This is a genomic window from Pseudomonas sp. GW821-FHT11G12 (assembly GCF_058808055.1).
On record NZ_JBXARH010000010.1, the window covers coordinates 71,860 to 88,307 of the forward strand.

Here is a 16,448-nt window from a genome sequence, read left to right on the forward strand (position 1 = left end):
GGGAAAAGGCTAACGCAGGAATGCCACAACCTGATCGGCGCTGAACGGCCACCCCAGCTCCGCCCCGGTATCGACCCGGCGCAGCACAGGAATCCGCAGGCTGTAGGCCTCGAACCAGGACTCATCGTCAGCAATGTCCACCAGTTCCACCAGCAGGCCATGCTCGACAAACGGCATCAGCTCGGCTTCAGCGACTTCACACAGATGGCACCCCAGGGTGCCGAACAACTGGCATTCAGGAAGCATGCGCGTTCAATCCCAAAATTTGATTGGCCATTTTAGGCCTCACCTGTGAACCCGTCGACCCATCAGAGGCCTCAAGCCATCGAGCGGGTTTATCCTCGCAAAACCCTGACTCAAATCAGTCCGCACAAATGCGTTTTCCAGCATGCTCCGGTGTTTTTTGCCTCTACGCTTGAAGAGCCTGACCCTGCCGCCGGAGTGTTTTGTGTTTGCCAATCTGTTGATCATTCTTGCCTCGTCCCTGGTGATGATTGCCCTGTTCCGCCGCCTGCGCCTGCCGCCAGTGCTGGGCTACCTGTGCGTCGGACTGATGGTCGGACCGAAGGCGTTCGACTGGATCAACGAAAGTGAACACCTGCCGGACCTTGCCGAGCTGGGTGTGGTGTTTCTGCTGTTTTCGCTGGGGCTGGAATTCTCCCTGTCGAAAATGATTGCCCTGCGCCAGGTGGTTTTCCGTCTGGGCAGCCAACAGGTGCTGATCAGCACGGCGCTGCTGGGAAGTGTGCTGATGCTGCTGGGCATGCCCCTCACCCCGGCGCTGTTGCTCGGCGCGGGGCTTTCGCTTTCATCCACGGCGATCGTCACCAAGGAACTGGGCAGCCTCGGCGAAATCTTCAGCAGCCACGGCCAGAACGCCGTGGGTGTCCTGTTGTTTCAGGATGTGGTGGCCGTGTTGTTGCTGACGCTGGTACCCGTTTTCGCCGGTAGCAGCGATCAGGCCTGGTATTGGGCATTGCCGCTGACACTGCTCAAAACGGTTGTGCTGTTCATCGGCTTGCTGCTGGCCAGTCGCTGGCTGTTGCCACGTCTGTTTCAGGAGGTGGCGGCCTCGCGTTCGGCCGAGCTGTTCGTGCTGCTGGCGCTGGTGATCGTGTTGCTCACGGCGTGGCTGACTCACCTGCTCGGCCTGTCCCCTGCCCTCGGCGCCTTCCTGGCCGGCATGCTGCTGGGGGAAAGTCATTATCGGCATCAGATCGAAGCCGATATCCGGCCGTTCCGCGACATCCTGCTCGGCCTGTTCTTCGTCAGCATCGGCATGCTGATCGACCTGCAATTGTTTGCCAGCCACAGCCTGCTGATACTCGCCATGACCCTGGGTTTGCTGGTAATCAAGGGGTCAGTGGTGGCGCTGCTGGTGAAATGGCGCGGCAACGACAATGAAACCGCGTGGCGCAGCGGCCTGGCACTGGCTCAGGGTGGCGAGTTCTGTTTCGCCCTGATGGCGCAGATGCAGCAAAACCAGCTGATGCCGGCCGAGCTCGGCGCGCTGCTCCTCGCTGCTACATTCTGCTCGATGCTGCTGACGCCGCTGATGTTGCGTGCAGCACCGCGTATCGCCGCCGCCCTGCACCGCAAACCCAATCAGGAAGCACAGATCGAGCACATCAGCGCCCTCAATGCCGGACTCGATCAGCATGTAGTGATCTGCGGTTACGGCCGTGTCGGTCAGTCGATCGGACGCTTCATGCGCAATGCCGGGCAACCTTACATCGCCCTGGATAACGACCCCGTACGTATACAGGAGGCCGCCACCGTCGAACGCGACGTGCATTACGGCGACTCGGCACGCGGCGACCTGCTGACTGCCGTCGGTTTGCTGCGCGCCAGGCTGCTGGTGATTGCCGTGGATAAAAGCGATGTGGCGTTGCGGGTGCTCAAGGAAGCCCGGCGACTCAACTCGAAGGTGCCGATTCTGGTGCGCACCCGCGATGACAGTCAGTGGGCCGAACTGAAAGCCGCCGGCGCCAGTGAGGTGGTGCCGGAGCTGTTGGAGTCAAGCCTGATGCTCGCGTCCCATGCCTTGATTCTGCTCGGTCTGCCGGCACACCAGGTGCAGGAGAAAGTCGATCGGGTGCGCATCGACCGCTATCGCCTGCTGCATGGCTTCTACCCGGGTGCCAAAGATGAAGAGACTTAGTCCTGACTTACCGCGCCAATCTTGTGCAGCGACAGATCAGCGCCGTAATACTCCTGTTCCTGACTCAGGCGCAGACCATGCAGCGCCTTGATCGAACCGTAGACGGCGAAGCCACCGACCAGCGCCACCAACACGCCCAACGCCGTGCCGATCAACTGGCTGATCAGGCTGACGCCACCGAGCCCGCCCAGCGCGGTCGAGCCGAAGATCCCGCAGGCGATGCCACCCCACACGCCACACAAACCGTGCAGCGGCCAGACACCCAGCACGTCGTCGATCCGCCATTTGACCTGCGCCGCCGTGAAGCACCAGACAAACAGGGCACCGGCAATCGCACCGGTCACCAGCGCGCCCACCGGATGCATCAGGTCGGAGCCGGCACACACCGCCACCAGACCGGCCAACGGACCGTTGTGCAGAAAGCCCGGGTCATTGCGCCCGACGATCAACGCCGCCACGGTACCGCCCACCATCGCCATCAACGAATTGACCGCCACCAGACCACTGACGCCTTGCAGGGTTTGCGCGCTCATCACGTTGAAGCCAAACCAGCCGACGATCAGGATCCACGAGCCCAGCGCCAGAAACGGAATGCTCGACGGCGCGAACGCCACCAGCCGGCCATCGCGATAGCGCCCATTGCGCGGCCCCAGCAACAGCACCGCCGCCAGCGCCAGCCAGCCGCCCATGGCGTGAACCACCACGGAGCCGGCGAAGTCATGGAAGGATGCACCGAACCGCGCCGCCAGCCAGGCTTGCAGACCGAAGTTGCCGTTCCAGATCATGCCCTCGAAAAACGGATAGATGAACGCCACGATCAGCGCCGTCGCGCACAATTGCGGAACGAACCGTGCCCGCTCGGCGATGCCTCCGGAAATGATCGCCGGAATCGCTGCCGCAAAGGTCAGCAGGAAGAAAAACTTCACCAGCCCGTAACCATGATCGGCGCTGAGCACCGCCGCCGGTTGCAGGAACGTCACCCCGTACGAAATCCAATAGCCTATAAAGAAATAGGCCAGCGTCGACACCGCGAAGTCGCTGAGGATCTTCGACAAGGCGTTGACCTGATTCTTCTGGCGAACCGTTCCGACCTCCAGAAAGGCGAAACCGGCGTGCATGGCCAACACCATGACCGCACCGATCAGAATGAACAACGTGTTGGAACTATGAACGAGCGTATCCACAGCGCTTTGCAGATTTTCCATGAAGAGGCAGACCCAAGGCTGAAAAAGGCACCAAAGCGGTTCATGCAGACATTTCATGCACCAAGTTGCGACCGCGCAGTCACCGATCCACTGGTCCGGCGAACCGCTTTGGCGCACAAGGTCGATGTCCTGATATGAACCCGTGTCATCCGGGCTATGATTTCCCGGCTTCGCGCCCGGCAACAGCGCACTGCTGTCCGGTGACGCACCACGACACAGCAAAAGATGTACCAGTCATTTGTACTGAACCTTCACGCAAGGCTCATACTCGAAAGTTTCAGAAGCCGTTTCAGACAGCCACTTACGGAGATTCCCCATGGCCAGCACCAAGGCAAAGACTGCTCAAGAAATCCTGATGAACGACTTCCAGACCCTGGTCAGCGACACCGAACGGTTGCTGGAACACACCGCCACGCTGGCCGGTGATCAGGCGGATGAGTTGCGCGAACAGATCCACGAAAGTCTGCTGCGCGCACGGGAAACCCTGAAACTGACCGAAGACACCCTGCGCGAGCGCGGTCAGGCAGCGGTCACCGCCACCGAAGATTATGTCTCGGCCAACCCGTGGCAATCGGTGGGTATCGCGGCGGGCGTGGGCTTTCTGATTGGCCTGCTGGCCACGCGGCGCTAATCATGTCGATCGGTGAATCCGGCCCGACTTCGGGCACCACTTCCTCCACGCGGCGCCTGGGCGCAGCCGTCCTTGGTCTGTTGCACAGTCATGTCGAACTGTTCGGCATCGAACTGCAGGAGCAGAAGGCACGCACCGTCAGCCTGTTGCTGTTTGCAGGCCTGGCGCTGGTGTTTGCATTGCTGTTGCTGGTCGGCCTGTCGACCCTCGTCCTGATCGTGTTCTGGGACACGTATCGTCTCGCCGCGATCATCGGCCTGTGCGTGTTCTACACCCTGGCGGCGATCTTCTGCGCGCTGCGTCTCAAGGCTGCGATCTTCGATGAATCCTCGCCCTTCCACGGCACCCTGGAAGAACTGGCCAACGACCGGGAGCGCCTGCTGCCATGAGCCTGCCTGAACTTCCACAAAACAGCTCGCGCCAGGAAATGCGCAAGGCCCTGATCCGTCTGCGCATGGAAATGCATCGTCAGGAAATCCGTCACGAAGCCGGCCAGGTCCTGCAACCCTTGCAACGCATGCGCGGCATGACGCAAAACCTGCAGGACGGTTTCGGCATCAAGCACGCGCCGTTGTGGGGCGTGGCGGCCGTGACGCTGCTGGGCTTCCTCACCGGCAAAGGCGCGAAAAGCGGGGGCGTCGGCGGTCTGAGTCGGTTGATCCGTCTCGGCACCAGCCTCGCTCCGCTGATCAAACTGGTCATGCAGAACACCAGCAAGCGCTGAGCTGCACATCTGGCTGCATTCTTGCAGTGCTGGCGGGATTGAATCTCTCCATCCGGAGATTCAATCCCGCTCGTCTATCCGGCCGGCAGGGTCCCACCCGAACAACAACGACCAAGGAGGCCCCGTGATCGACGGGCAACCGCTCGCCTGCTTTCAGCCTTTCATCGATACCGCCACCGGACGCATTGCAGGCGTCGAAGCGCTGGGCCGCCTGCGCCAGGCGCAAGGGCAACTGACATCGGTCGGGCCGCTGTTCGCCGATCCACGAACGCCAGCCACCGCGTTGCGCCGACTCGACCGGCAGGTTCGCGACAATGCGCTGAGCCGATTGCACGAAGCGCCACCGGACTGGTTTCTCAGCCTGAACATGTCGCCGCGCTGGATCAGCCGTCTGCGCGCCGACCAGGCGCTGCCGAGCCTCAAACAACTCGCCCGGCATGGCGTCGACCCGCAGCGGATTGTCTTCGAGATCACCGAGCTCGGCGGCAACAGTCAACGCCTGTCTGAAGTGGTCGCGCGCTATCGCGATGCCGGGGCGCGAATCGCCATCGACGATTTCGGCGCTGGATACTCACAACTTGATCGTGTGCTCGCATTGCAACCGGACATCCTCAAGCTCGACATGCGCCTGTTCCAGGCCGCCGCGCTCGGCGGGCCCAGCAGCGATGTGGTCAAGGCGCTGGCACAGATGGCGGAAAAAACCGGCTGCTGGATCATCGCTGAAGGCGTGGAGACCGAAGCGCAGCTGAATTTCGCGCTGGAGTGTGGCTCACGCTACGTGCAGGGTTTTCTGTTCGCCCGGGCGCAGGAGGCTTTCTTTGCGACGGATGCGTTCGTCCAGCGCTTCGCTGAACTGCGCCAGTCCTATGTGAAGCAGAAACTCACTGAGCGCGGCAAGTTGATGTCGATGCGCCAACAGCTCGGCGAGTTGATGACGATCCTGCAGACCTGGGCCCAGGCTCGCGCGCCGCTCAGCGCCTTGCCGCAACTCGATGCCTTTCCGTGGTTGCTGCGGTTTTATCAGTGCGACCGCCAGGGCACGCAATTGACCCCGAATCTGGAATGGCGCCAAAGCGGCTGGGTCGCCGACAATCGCTACCTGGGCCACAACTGGTCGTGGCGCCCCTATTTCTACCACCTGCTGGCCGAAGGCTGGGAAGAACGGCGGCTGACGCTTTCCAACACCTACCGCGATGCCACCAGCAACCAGTATTGCCTGACCGCCGGGCAATTCTTCGACAATGGCGAACGCTTGCTGTTGATCGACATTGACGCTGCCGGACTGTAGTTGCGCTTGCAGACACTCGCTCGAACCGGGAAGCTAGGGCACCAGTCACCCGACGGAGAGAATCAGCCTTGGATTGGCAAACCCTGCTCAACCGCGAACGTCTCGGCAAGCCGCTGCACAGTCCGCAGGAACTCGGCCGCAGCCCGTTCCACAAAGACCATGACCGCATCATTTTCTCTGGCGCCTTCCGCCGCCTCGGCCGCAAGACCCAGGTGCACCCTGTGTCGAGCAACGACCACATCCACACGCGTCTGACCCACTCGCTGGAAGTCAGTTGCGTCGGTCGTTCGCTGGGCATGCGCGTCGGTGAAACCCTGCGTCGCGATCTGCCCGAGTGGTGCGAGCCGAGCGATCTGGGCATGGTCGTTCAGTCCGCCTGCCTGGCCCACGACATCGGTAACCCGCCGTTCGGCCATTCCGGCGAAGACGCCATTCGTCACTGGTTCCAGCAGGCTGCCGGGCGCGGCTGGCTGGATGCGATGAGTGACGCCGAGCGCGGTGATTTCCTGAACTTCGAAGGCAATGCCCAAGGCTTCCGGGTCCTCACGCAACTGGAATATCACCAGTTCGACGGCGGCACCCGGTTGACCTATGCGACCCTCGGCACCTATCTGAAGTACCCGTGGACCGCGCGTCACGCCGACTCCCTGGGCTACAAGAAACACAAGTTCGGTTGCTATCAGAGCGAGTTGCCACTGCTGGAACAGATCGCCCACAAACTGGGCCTGCCGCAACTCGAAGAGCAGCGCTGGGCACGCCATCCACTGGTGTATCTGATGGAGGCCGCGGATGACATCTGCTATGCGCTGATCGATCTGGAAGATGGCCTGGAGATGGAGCTGCTGGACTACGCCGAGGTCGAGTCGCTGCTGCTGGGTCTGGTCGGCGACGATCTGCCGGAAACCTATCGCCTGCTGGGCCCTCAGGATTCGCGCCGGCGCAAACTGGCGATCCTGCGGGGCAAGGCCATCGAGCACCTGACCAACGCCGCCGCCCGGGCCTTCGTCGAGCAACAGGACGCACTGCTGGCGGGAACGCTGCACGGGGACCTCGTGGAGCACATGCATGGCCCGGCCAAACGTTGCGTCTTGAACGCCAAGGACATCGCCCGCCGAAAGATCTTCCAGGACAAGCGCAAGACGCTGCACGAGATTGGTGCCTACACGACACTGGAAATTCTGCTCAACGCGTTCTGCGGCGCGGCCCTGGAACAGCACAACGGCCGTACGCCGTCGTTCAAGAGCCGCCGAATCCTCGACTTGCTGGGCAACAATGCACCGGATCCGCACGGCCCGTTGCACGCATCGTTCCTGCGCATGATCGATTTCATCGCGGGCATGACTGACAGCTACGCCAGCGACATGGCCCTGGAAATGACAGGCCGCTCCAGCCAATGATACCTCGTGCTCCGACCGGTCAGGCGCTGATCGGTCGGGCGCACGCATCACACAAGACAGGATTCAGGACAGGGTCTGTTGCAGGTTCCGATTTTTCTTTATATGCATCGTCCAAATATTGCGAAGAATCACTAAAACAAAAAACCGAAGCCCCTTAACATCCTATAAATATTAAACAGCCAGGCCTTTCAATAATGCACGGCGCTCCATTGACGAAACCCAATTAACGCGCCACTCCCTCTACCTACGCCAAAACTAGTTCACGCGTAGTCTCATTCTTCTTTATATGTAGGAATAATCCTAGATTGCCGCTGAGGCACTGTCGGTTCATGCGACCACTCATCCATCTGAGCTAAGGTGCGCCCTTTATTCGCGCTCGCATGGGACTTTATTATGAACTCCGTTTTTATCGTCGATGATCACCCGGTTATCCGTCTTGCCGTTCGAATGCTGTTGGAACATGAAGGCTACAAAGTCGTCGGTGAAACCGATAACGGGGTCGATGCCATGCAAATGGTCCGCGAATGCGCGCCTGACCTGATCATCCTCGACATCAGTATTCCGAAGCTTGACGGCCTGGAAGTCCTTGCCCGCTTCAATGCCATGAGCTCGCCGTTCAAGACACTGGTCCTGACCGCACAGTGCCCGACATTGTTCGGCATTCGTTGCATGCAGTCCGGCGCGTCGGGTTATGTCTGCAAACAGGAAGACCTCAGCGAACTGGTCAGTGCCATCAAGGCTGTTCTATCCGGTTACAACTATTTTCCCAGTCAGGCACTGAACCCGGTTCGCAGCGACGATGTGCGTTACACGGAACTGGAACTATTCAAAGCCGTCAACGACCGGGAATTAATGGTATTGCAACTATTTGCCCAAGGTCGCACAAACAAGGAAATTGCCAAAGGCATGTTCCTCAGCAACAAGACCGTCAGCACTTATAAAAAACGCCTGATGCAGAAACTCAAAGCCAAATCCCTTGTAGAACTTATCGAAATGGCCAAACGTAACGCACTCGTGTGAGAGCCAACATGCCCAGTCGCTTGAAAACCTGTCTGATTGTATTGAGTGCATGCCTTGGCTTAAGTGCTCATGCAACAGCCACGCCCGTCACTTCACAAGACCTGGCCCTGCTCAGTCGTTCGTCCGACAAGTTGCTGCCGGTCCTGCTTGAACATTCGCAACGGGACTGGCTGCACAATCGCAACGAGTTGATTCTGGGCACGTCCGCTCCCGACTATCCGCCTTTTGACATGACCGCCAGTGGCCGCGACTACGAAGGTTTCACGGCCGATTATGCCGGGCTCATTGGCCAGACAACCCGTCTTCCGGTCAAGGTCAAGCGCTTTGCCACACGGGACGCCGCGATTCGGGCATTGATCGATGGCAGCATCGACATGCTCGGTACGTCCAACGGGCTGGAGGCGGAAAACGCCGACATCGTGCTGTCCAGCCCTTACGCCATCGATCAACCGGTACTGGTCACCCGCGTCGTTGAAACCCGCTCACTGACCGATGGCCTGGCCGGCCTGCGGCTGAGCATGCTGTATCACTATCTGCCGCTGGACGAGGTCAAGGCCCTGTACCCCAAGGCCCTCATCACGTCCTATCCGTCGTACCAGAACGCAATCAACGCGGTTGCTTTCGATCAGGCGGACGTGTTTCTCGGCGACACCATTTCCACCCACTACATGATCAGCAAGGGGTATCTGAACAACATCCGCATGGCCAATTTCGGCAAGCACGAGGCCCACGGTTTCAGCTTTGCCGTTCGCCGCGACAATCCTCAACTGCTGGGCATCATCGATAGCGTGCTCAAGGCCGTCCCGGGCAGCGAGCGGGAAAACATCGCCAAACGCTGGAGTGCCGGCAGCGATACCTTGCTGACCGATCAGAAACTGCAACTGACCCATCGCGAAGAACAATGGCTGAAAAAACACCCGGTGGTGAGCGTGGTCGTCAACGAGGCCTTTGCGCCCCTGAGCTTCTTTGATACCGATGGCAACTTTCGCGGCATCAGCGCCGACCTGCTCGAACTCATCCGCTTGCGCACCGGCCTGCGCTTCGAAGTCCGCCGCAGCCGCAGCGATGCCGAGATGATCAAGCAGATAGAAAACCATCAGGCCGACCTGATCGCCGCCCTGCTGCCAACCGCCCTGCGCGAGGAAACGCTCAAGTTCAGCCGCCCCTACCTTGAAAACTCCTACGTCCTGCTGACTCGGAAGGCTGCCGACAGTCCGACGCACCTGGGCCAGCTCAAGCGCAAGCGTCTGGCCATCGCCCAGGGCAACCCGATGATCGAGTACCTGCGCCGCGAGTTTCCTTACATCCAGTTGATCGAAACCCCGGACACCTTCAGTGCGGTGGCATTGCTCGACGAAGGTCAGGTCGAGGGCGCGGTGAACTCGCTGGTGATCGCCAACTATTTCATCGCCTCACACATCTTCGAACAGCCCTTGCAGATCACCACCACCATCGGCACACGACAGGCAGCCTTTTCCCTGGCAACCGCCCGGGACAACACGGAACTGGGCTCGATCATCGACAAGACGCTGATGAGCATAACGCCCGAAGAACTGGGCATCATCAACGGTCGCTGGCGGGGCTACTCCAGCCTGTCGCAAGGCACCTGGCATCAGTATCGACGCTTGTTCTATCAGGTGATCGGGGGCGCCAGCCTGCTCTTGCTGCTGTCGATGCTCTGGAATGCCTACATGCGTCGCCAGATCAAACAGCGCCAATCGGCCGAACGCGCCTTGAACGATCAACTGGAGTTCATGCGTTCGCTGGTCAATGGCACGCCCCACCCGATCTATGTGCGAGATCGACAGGGCCTGCTGCAAAGCTGCAACGACAGTTACCTCGAAGCCTTCAATGCCCGGCGCGAAGACGTCATCGGCAAGAATGTAATGGAAGGCGCCCTGAGCAATGCCTTCGAAGCCCGCGCCTATCAGGCCGACTATCAACGGGTGGTGACCGAGGGCAGGCCGCTGGTGCTCGACCGCCCGTTGCATATCGGCAACCGGCGCCTGACGATTTATCACTGGATCCTGCCTTACCGCGACTCCGGCGGCGATGTCCAGGGGATCATCGGCGGCTGGATCGACATCAGTGAACGTCACGAGCTGCTCGACGAACTTCGTACTGCCAAGAAACGGGCGGATGATGCCAACCGGGCCAAGAGTACTTTCCTGGCGACCATGAGCCACGAAATACGTACACCGATGAACGCGGTCATCGGCATGCTCGAACTGACACTCAAGCGCATGGACAAAGTGCATCCGGACCGCTCCAGCATCGAAACCGCCTACAGTTCGGCCAAGGATCTGCTGGGGCTGATCGGCGACATTCTGGATATCGCCCGGATCGAGTCCGGGCGCCTGAGCCTGAGCCCCGAGCGGGTCAACCTCATCGATACCATCGCCTCGGTGGTCCGGATCTTCGAAGGCCTGGCCCGGCAGAAACGGCTGACGCTGGTGGTGAACGTCTCCCCTCCCGAACTCAACGTCGACGTACATCTGGATCCCTTGCGCTTCAAACAGGTGCTGTCGAACCTGATAAGCAATGCCATCAAGTTCACCGAAAAAGGCCAGATCCGGATCACGCTGCACCTGCTGGCCAGCGTTGTTCCTGATTGCTCGCAGGTACAACTGACGGTTCAGGACAGCGGCATCGGCATCTCTGCCGAGGATCAGCAACGGCTGTTCGAACCTTTCGCCCAGGCCTGCCAAGGCAGGGATCGGGCAATCAGTGGCGCAGGGCTGGGACTGGTCATCAGCCGCAGCCTGTGCGAGATGATGGGAGGTCAGTTGCAATTGAGTAGCCAGCCCGGGATCGGTACACAGGTAAGTGTGTCGCTGCCGCTGGCTATCCTGCCCGCGGAAGTGACAGGCCGAAAACACGAACCACAGATCCAGACCGCCCTTGTCCCGCTGAACGTTCTGGTGGTCGACGATCATCCGGCCAATCGCCTGCTGATGTGTCAGCAACTCGAGTTCCTGGGGCACCACTTCAGCATCGCCGAAGAAGGCCAGAGCGCACTGGAACAATGGAAAAACGGTGCATTCGATCTGGTCATCGCCGATTGCAACATGCCCGTCATGAATGGCTATGAGCTGACCCGAGCGATCCGGCGCCACGAACGACTCACGCAGCGCCCCCCTTGCACCGTGCTGGGGTTTACCGCCAATGCCCAACCGGAAGAGGTGCTTCGCTGCAAGCAGGCCGGCATGAACGAGTGCCTGTTCAAACCACTGAGCCTGAGTGTCTTGAGCCAATGGGTCGACAGTGTCCAGCCAGCGCTCATTTCGCCTGCGTTCAATCTGCAAGGGTTGCACGCCCTGACAGGAGGAAACCCCGCTCAGACCCGCCGACTGCTGACCGAACTGCTCAACAGCAGTCGGCTTGACCGTCAGGATCTGCTGGCGTTGTCCCCGGGGCGGGATCACCAGGCTCTGGCCGAGATGGCGCACAAGATCAAAGGCGCCGCGCGCATTGCCCAGGCGTCACGCCTGATCGACAGTTGCGACGCTCTGGAACAGGCCTGCCTGCAAGCGTTGCCGGTGGACGAGATCAAACGCCGCTGCAAGGCGAGCAGCTTCGCCATCCTTGAACTGGAGAAGGCACTGGAGCAACAACTGACGCTGACCGACCAGAGCAGAATGAACGGGCCTTAACTATGCTTGGGCGCTGAGCAGTGTGTTTACCAACACGGAGAGTCCGCAATGCCCAGCCCACTGCGCCCGGATCAACGCCGGTTCCCTTTGCACGTGCACATCAGCGTCATGTTCACCTTTCTGCTGCTGCTCACCGGGGTCGTGCTGGGGCTGTTCAACTACCGGCAGACCACACAGATCATTCTGTCGAGCAGTGAAAAACTGTTCGAACGCATCGAACAGGATGTACGCGTCGACCTGCAATCGACCTACGCGCCAATCCGGCACCTGCTGAGCCTGCTCGCGGACAACTCCGGGACTCAGGCCTCAACGCTTGAAAAACGCCTGACGCTGCTCAAGCCGTTCAGCCAGTCACTGGCGGACAACCCGGACCTGGCCTCGTTGTATCTGGGTTACGACAACGGCGATTTCTTCATGGTGCGCCCCTTGCGCACCGCGTCACTGAGAACCTTGCTGAAAGCTCCGGATGCAGCGGCGTATCAGGTCTGGAGCATCGAACATGACGCCGATGGCGGCGTCAGATCGCAATCGCTGTTTTTCGATCAGGCGTTGTCAGCGGTGGGTCGTCACGACAATCCGGACGATGCCTACGACCCGCGCAGCCGCACCTGGTACACCCGCGCGCAGCAACAGAACGAACAAATCACCACCGAACCCTATGTGTTTTTTTCCACCCACAATGTCGGCACCACCCTCGCCCGGCGCAGCAGCGTGCACGCGGTGATCGCTGCCGACCTGACCCTCGACGCACTGTCGGCGACCCTGACCAAACACGTGGTGACGCCAGCGACAGAAATCGTCCTCTTCGATGCCGAAGGCAACGCCGTGGCCTATCCCGACAGCAACCGGCTGATCGTCGATGACCGTACGGCGCGCCTGGCCAAGGCGGCTGACCTGAGCCCGAGCCTGCATGCCCTGCTGTCGGCCGATCATCAGGGCAAACGCCTGAAAGCTGAGGGGCGACGCTGGATCGTTGCCCGCAGCAGCCTGCAGGAAGGCGGCCCGAAAGGTTTGCAGATGGCCTTGCTGGTGCCGGAGGACGAGTTACTGGTCGATGCCTATCGCATGCGCTGGCAAGGTGCGCTGATCACCCTTGCCACCCTGTTGTTGTGCCTGCCGCTGGGCTGGCTGATCTCGCGGATTCTGGTCAAGCCGCTGCATGCACTGGTCAAGGAAGCCGATGCCATCCGCAGCTTCGATTTCAACTTTCCCGTGACCCGCCGCTCACCAGTGCTGGAGGTCGACCAGTTGAGCCTGTCGATGGCGCGGATGAAGGACACCCTGGCCAGCTTCTTTCGCATCACCGACAGCCTGACCGCCGAAACCCGGTTCGCCCCGCTGCTGCAACGGGTATTGTTCGAAACGGTGCAGATTGCCCAGGCCCAGGCCGGTCTGATCTACCTGCGCGAAAGTGATGGCAACCGCATGGAACCTTACGGGCTGGTGGTCGACGGCACTTCCCGGCCGCTGGCAGCGTTCGATATTCAAGGCCACAACCTTGATACCGCGCAGGGTCCGGCCTGGTTCGAGCAATTGGCGCATGCCGACAACGTGGTCAGCAACCTTGGCTTCGAACAGGCCGCCGATCTGCAAAAGGTCCTGCTGGCCATGGACACGCCGCGCGTCCACCTGATCGGGATCCGCCTGCACAACCAGCACAACGAAACAATCGGCCTGCTAGTGTTGCTGATCAATGACAGCGGCACCCCGGCCGACCTGGAGAAGCTGCGACCCGACCGCATCGCGTTCCTGCAAGCGGTGTCCGGTGCGGCGGCGGTGAGTATCGAGAGCCAACGTCTGCAAGCCCGGCAGAAACAACTGCTGGATGCGTTCATTCAACTGCTCGCCGGCGCCATCGATGCCAAGAGCCCTTACACCGGCGGGCATTGCCAACGCGTGCCGGAACTGACCCTGATGCTCGCCCACGCCGCCGCGGCCAGCGAGGCCCCCGCCTTCAGCGACTACCAGCCCAGTGAGGACGAATGGGAAGCCTTGCACATCGCCGCGTGGCTGCACGACTGCGGCAAAGTCACGACGCCGGAATACGTCGTCGACAAAGCCACCAAACTGGAAACCCTGAACGATCGCATCCATGAAGTCCGCACCCGGTTCGAAGTGCTCAAGCGCGATGCGTGGATCAGCTACTGGCAAGCCCTGGCGTCGGGTGGCGACGAACGACAACTGGCCAGCCTGCGCGACGCGATGCTGACAGCGCTGGATGATGACTTCAGTTTTGTCGCCCGCTGCAATCTGGGCAGTGAGGCCATGGCGGACGCCGACCTTCAGCGTCTTGAGGGCATTGCGCAGCGCACCTGGACACGTACGCTGGACGATCGCCTGGGCGTGTCCTGGGAGGAAAACCGGCGCCAGGCACGCACATCGGCGCCTACCCTTCCGGTCAGCGAAAGGTTACTGGCGGACAAGCCCGAGCATCTGCTCGAACGTGCCGACAGCGAACTGATTCCGGAAGACAACCCATGGGGGTTCAAACTCGACGTCCCGCGCTACAAATACAACCGTGGCGAGCTGTACAACCTGAGCATTCCTCGCGGCACGCTGACCCGAGAGGAGCGTTACATCATCAACCACCACATGGTGCAGACGATCCTGATGCTCAGTCATCTGCCCTTCCCCGGGCATCTGAACAACGTGGCGGAGATTGCCGGCGGCCATCACGAAAAAATGGACGGCACCGGGTACCCGAAACGTTTGAAACGCGAGGAGATGAGCCTGCCGGCACGGATGATGGCGATTGCCGACATCTTCGAAGCGCTGACCGCCGCCGACCGCCCGTACAAAAAGGCCAAGACCCTCAGCGAAGCGCTGGGAATCATGGCCACCATGTGCCGCGAGGCACATATCGATGCCGAGCTGTTCGGCCTGTTCATCCGCGAAGGCCTGTATCTGCAATACGCCAGCCGTTTCCTCGACCCGCAACAGATCGATGCTGTCGACCCTGCCGGCGTGCTGCGCAAGGCGGGGCTTGCGGCGTGATCAGCAGTCGGTCAGGCGCAGGAAGATCGCCGCCAGTCGTTCGATACCAGCCTGATCGTCTGCGCCGAAACGCGAAAGCTTCGGGCTGTCGAGGTCGAGTACGCCAATCAGCCGACCATCCTTGACCAACGGCACCACCAGTTCGCTGTTCGACGCGCTGTCACAGGCGATGTGGCCGGGGAATGCATGAACGTCTTCGACCCGTTGTGTCTGCAGACTGGCCGCCGCCGCGCCACACACACCGCGACCGAACGGAATGCGTACGCAAGCGATCTGGCCCTGGAACGGGCCGAGCACCAGCTCTTCATTGCGATTGAGGTAGAAACCGGCCCAGTTCAGGTCATCGAGCTGGTTGAACAGGAACGCCGAAAACTGCGCGGCGTTGGCGATGAAATCGCGCTCGTCCGCCAGCAGCGACTCCAATTGCGCGGCCAACATGCCATAGCCTTCGAGGCCCTGGCCGCTCTGTTGCAAATCAATCATGCCTTGTGCTCCAGCAATTTCAGTCCCACCCAGTAACGGGCGAATTGGTACGCGCAACGTCCGTTGCGGTTGCCACGGCCGGTCGCCCAGCGCACGGCGAGAATGTCCAGTTGTTCGTCGCGCTGCCAGCTCAGGCCGGCCTTGGCGGCCAACTGGCCGATCCAGTGTTCGACGACGTTGAGGAAATGTTCCTGGGTGAACGGATAGAACGACAGCCACAGGCCAAAGCGGTCCGACAGAGCGATCTTGTCTTCCACCGCTTCGCTCGGGTGCAGTTCGCCATCGACGCGCTTCCAGTTTTCGTTGTCGCTTTCCTTTTCCGGCACCAGGTGGCGGCGGTTGGAGGTGGCGTACAGCAACACGTTGTCCGGCGCCTGCTCCAGCGAGCCATCCAGCACGCTTTTCAGCACACGGTAATCACCTTCGCCGGACTCGAACGACAGGTCATCGCAAAACAGCACGAAACGTTGCGGCAGTTTGCCGATCTGCTCCACCACCCGTGGCAGGTCGGCCAGGTGATCGCGCTCGATCTCGATAAGGCGCAGACCGGCCTTGGCGTGCTCGGCCAGCAGCGCCCGTACCAGCGAGGATTTACCGGTACCGCGCGAACCCCAGAGCAACGCATGGTTGGCCGGCATGCCGTCGAGGAACTGTTGGGTATTTCGGCCCAGTTGCTCCAGTTGCCGATCGACACCGATCAAGTCCGAAAGACGCATGTCGAGGCTGACTTCCAGCGGCAGCAGATAGCCGCTGCGACCGTCACGCTGCCAGCGTGCGGCCAGGCAAGTGCCCCAGTCGATGACCGGGCGTGGTGCCGGCAGCAGCGGTTCGATCCGCGCCAGAACCGACTCGGCGCGCTCAAGAAAAGCATTCAATCGGGAATCCACGTCTT

The 16,448-nt window shown here is 60.7% G+C and carries 13 protein-coding genes; 9 read left to right on the plus strand and 4 right to left on the minus strand.

The genetic code is table 11. The annotated features are described in order from the left end of the window. Positions 1–9: 9 nt before the first annotated feature. Positions 10–246 carry a glutaredoxin family protein gene (locus AC1RR7_RS25080; protein ID WP_007955734.1) on the minus strand — a complete coding sequence of 79 codons (237 nt, stop codon included), beginning with the start codon at positions 244–246 and terminating at the stop codon, positions 10–12. 202 nt (positions 247–448) lie between these two features. Between AC1RR7_RS25080 and AC1RR7_RS25085 the strand changes: the two genes are divergently transcribed. Further along, positions 449–2,161, plus strand: coding sequence for a cation:proton antiporter (locus AC1RR7_RS25085; protein ID WP_493158654.1), 1,713 nt, complete (start codon positions 449–451; stop codon positions 2,159–2,161). On the opposite strand, the gene AC1RR7_RS25090 is transcribed toward AC1RR7_RS25085, so the two are convergent. Beyond that, the gene (locus tag AC1RR7_RS25090; protein ID WP_096821150.1) at positions 2,158–3,366 is read right to left on the minus strand and encodes an ammonium transporter; all 1,209 of its coding nucleotides are present in this window, start codon (positions 3,364–3,366) and stop codon (positions 2,158–2,160) included. The genes AC1RR7_RS25085 and AC1RR7_RS25090 overlap by 4 nt on opposite strands. 316 nt (positions 3,367–3,682) lie before the next feature. Between AC1RR7_RS25090 and AC1RR7_RS25095 the strand changes: the two genes are divergently transcribed. The 8 genes from AC1RR7_RS25095 (at position 3,683) to AC1RR7_RS25130 (ending at position 15,073) form a co-directional block, all read left to right on the plus strand. Continuing rightward, positions 3,683–3,997 (plus strand): ElaB/YgaM/YqjD family protein, encoded by a 315-nt coding sequence (locus AC1RR7_RS25095; RefSeq protein ID WP_085710739.1) that lies wholly within the window; start codon positions 3,683–3,685, stop codon positions 3,995–3,997. A gap of 2 nt (positions 3,998–3,999) precedes the next feature. Then, positions 4,000–4,386 carry a phage holin family protein gene (locus AC1RR7_RS25100; protein ID WP_096821090.1) on the plus strand — a complete coding sequence of 129 codons (387 nt, stop codon included), beginning with the start codon at positions 4,000–4,002 and terminating at the stop codon, positions 4,384–4,386. Further along, positions 4,383–4,721: a hypothetical protein gene (locus AC1RR7_RS25105; RefSeq protein WP_096821089.1), complete on the plus strand. Its 339-nt coding sequence runs from the start codon at positions 4,383–4,385 to the stop codon at positions 4,719–4,721. Before AC1RR7_RS25100 ends, AC1RR7_RS25105 begins: the two co-directional genes overlap by 4 nt. A 124-nt stretch (positions 4,722–4,845) precedes the next feature. Continuing rightward, positions 4,846–6,009: an EAL domain-containing protein gene (locus tag AC1RR7_RS25110; RefSeq protein WP_493158655.1), complete on the plus strand. Its 1,164-nt coding sequence runs from the start codon at positions 4,846–4,848 to the stop codon at positions 6,007–6,009. A 68-nt stretch (positions 6,010–6,077) separates the two neighbouring features. Beyond that, a complete protein-coding gene (locus AC1RR7_RS25115) occupies positions 6,078–7,406 on the plus strand; it encodes a deoxyguanosinetriphosphate triphosphohydrolase (protein ID WP_102620437.1) in 1,329 nt (442 codons plus the stop codon). 393 nt (positions 7,407–7,799) lie between these two features. Next, a complete protein-coding gene (locus AC1RR7_RS25120) occupies positions 7,800–8,426 on the plus strand; it encodes a response regulator transcription factor (protein ID WP_096821086.1) in 627 nt (208 codons plus the stop codon). A gap of 8 nt (positions 8,427–8,434) precedes the next feature. Then, positions 8,435–12,079 (plus strand): transporter substrate-binding domain-containing protein, encoded by a 3,645-nt coding sequence (locus AC1RR7_RS25125; RefSeq protein ID WP_493158656.1) that lies wholly within the window; start codon positions 8,435–8,437, stop codon positions 12,077–12,079. Positions 12,080–12,127: 48 nt separating this feature from the next. After that, positions 12,128–15,073 carry an HD domain-containing phosphohydrolase gene (locus AC1RR7_RS25130; protein ID WP_493158657.1) on the plus strand — a complete coding sequence of 982 codons (2,946 nt, stop codon included), beginning with the start codon at positions 12,128–12,130 and terminating at the stop codon, positions 15,071–15,073. On the opposite strand, the gene AC1RR7_RS25135 is transcribed toward AC1RR7_RS25130, so the two are convergent. Together AC1RR7_RS25135 and AC1RR7_RS25140 are read right to left on the minus strand one after the other, a co-directional pair. Beyond that, positions 15,074–15,556, minus strand: coding sequence for a GAF domain-containing protein (locus tag AC1RR7_RS25135; protein ID WP_085710746.1), 483 nt, complete (start codon positions 15,554–15,556; stop codon positions 15,074–15,076). Further along, on the minus strand, positions 15,553–16,443 hold the full coding sequence (locus tag AC1RR7_RS25140; protein ID WP_096821083.1) for an ATP-binding protein: 891 nt from the start codon (positions 16,441–16,443) through the stop codon (positions 15,553–15,555). The genes AC1RR7_RS25135 and AC1RR7_RS25140 overlap by 4 nt, the downstream gene beginning before the upstream one ends. Positions 16,444–16,448 lie beyond the last annotated feature (5 nt).

What these genes read in the sequence shown, in the direction of transcription:
- AC1RR7_RS25090 (WP_096821150.1), bottom strand. Translation starts at nt 3,366, where the DNA reads ATGGAAAATCTGCAAAGCGCTGTGGATACGCTCGTTCATAGTTCCAAC.
- AC1RR7_RS25100 (WP_096821090.1), top strand. Translation starts at nt 4,000, where the DNA reads ATGTCGATCGGTGAATCCGGCCCGACTTCGGGCACCACTTCCTCCACG.
- AC1RR7_RS25130 (WP_493158657.1), top strand. Translation starts at nt 12,128, where the DNA reads ATGCCCAGCCCACTGCGCCCGGATCAACGCCGGTTCCCTTTGCACGTG.
- AC1RR7_RS25105 (WP_096821089.1), top strand. Translation starts at nt 4,383, where the DNA reads ATGAGCCTGCCTGAACTTCCACAAAACAGCTCGCGCCAGGAAATGCGC.
- AC1RR7_RS25125 (WP_493158656.1), top strand. Translation starts at nt 8,435, where the DNA reads ATGCCCAGTCGCTTGAAAACCTGTCTGATTGTATTGAGTGCATGCCTT.
- AC1RR7_RS25080 (WP_007955734.1), bottom strand. Translation starts at nt 246, where the DNA reads ATGCTTCCTGAATGCCAGTTGTTCGGCACCCTGGGGTGCCATCTGTGT.
- AC1RR7_RS25095 (WP_085710739.1), top strand. Translation starts at nt 3,683, where the DNA reads ATGGCCAGCACCAAGGCAAAGACTGCTCAAGAAATCCTGATGAACGAC.
- AC1RR7_RS25135 (WP_085710746.1), bottom strand. Translation starts at nt 15,556, where the DNA reads ATGATTGATTTGCAACAGAGCGGCCAGGGCCTCGAAGGCTATGGCATG.
- AC1RR7_RS25120 (WP_096821086.1), top strand. Translation starts at nt 7,800, where the DNA reads ATGAACTCCGTTTTTATCGTCGATGATCACCCGGTTATCCGTCTTGCC.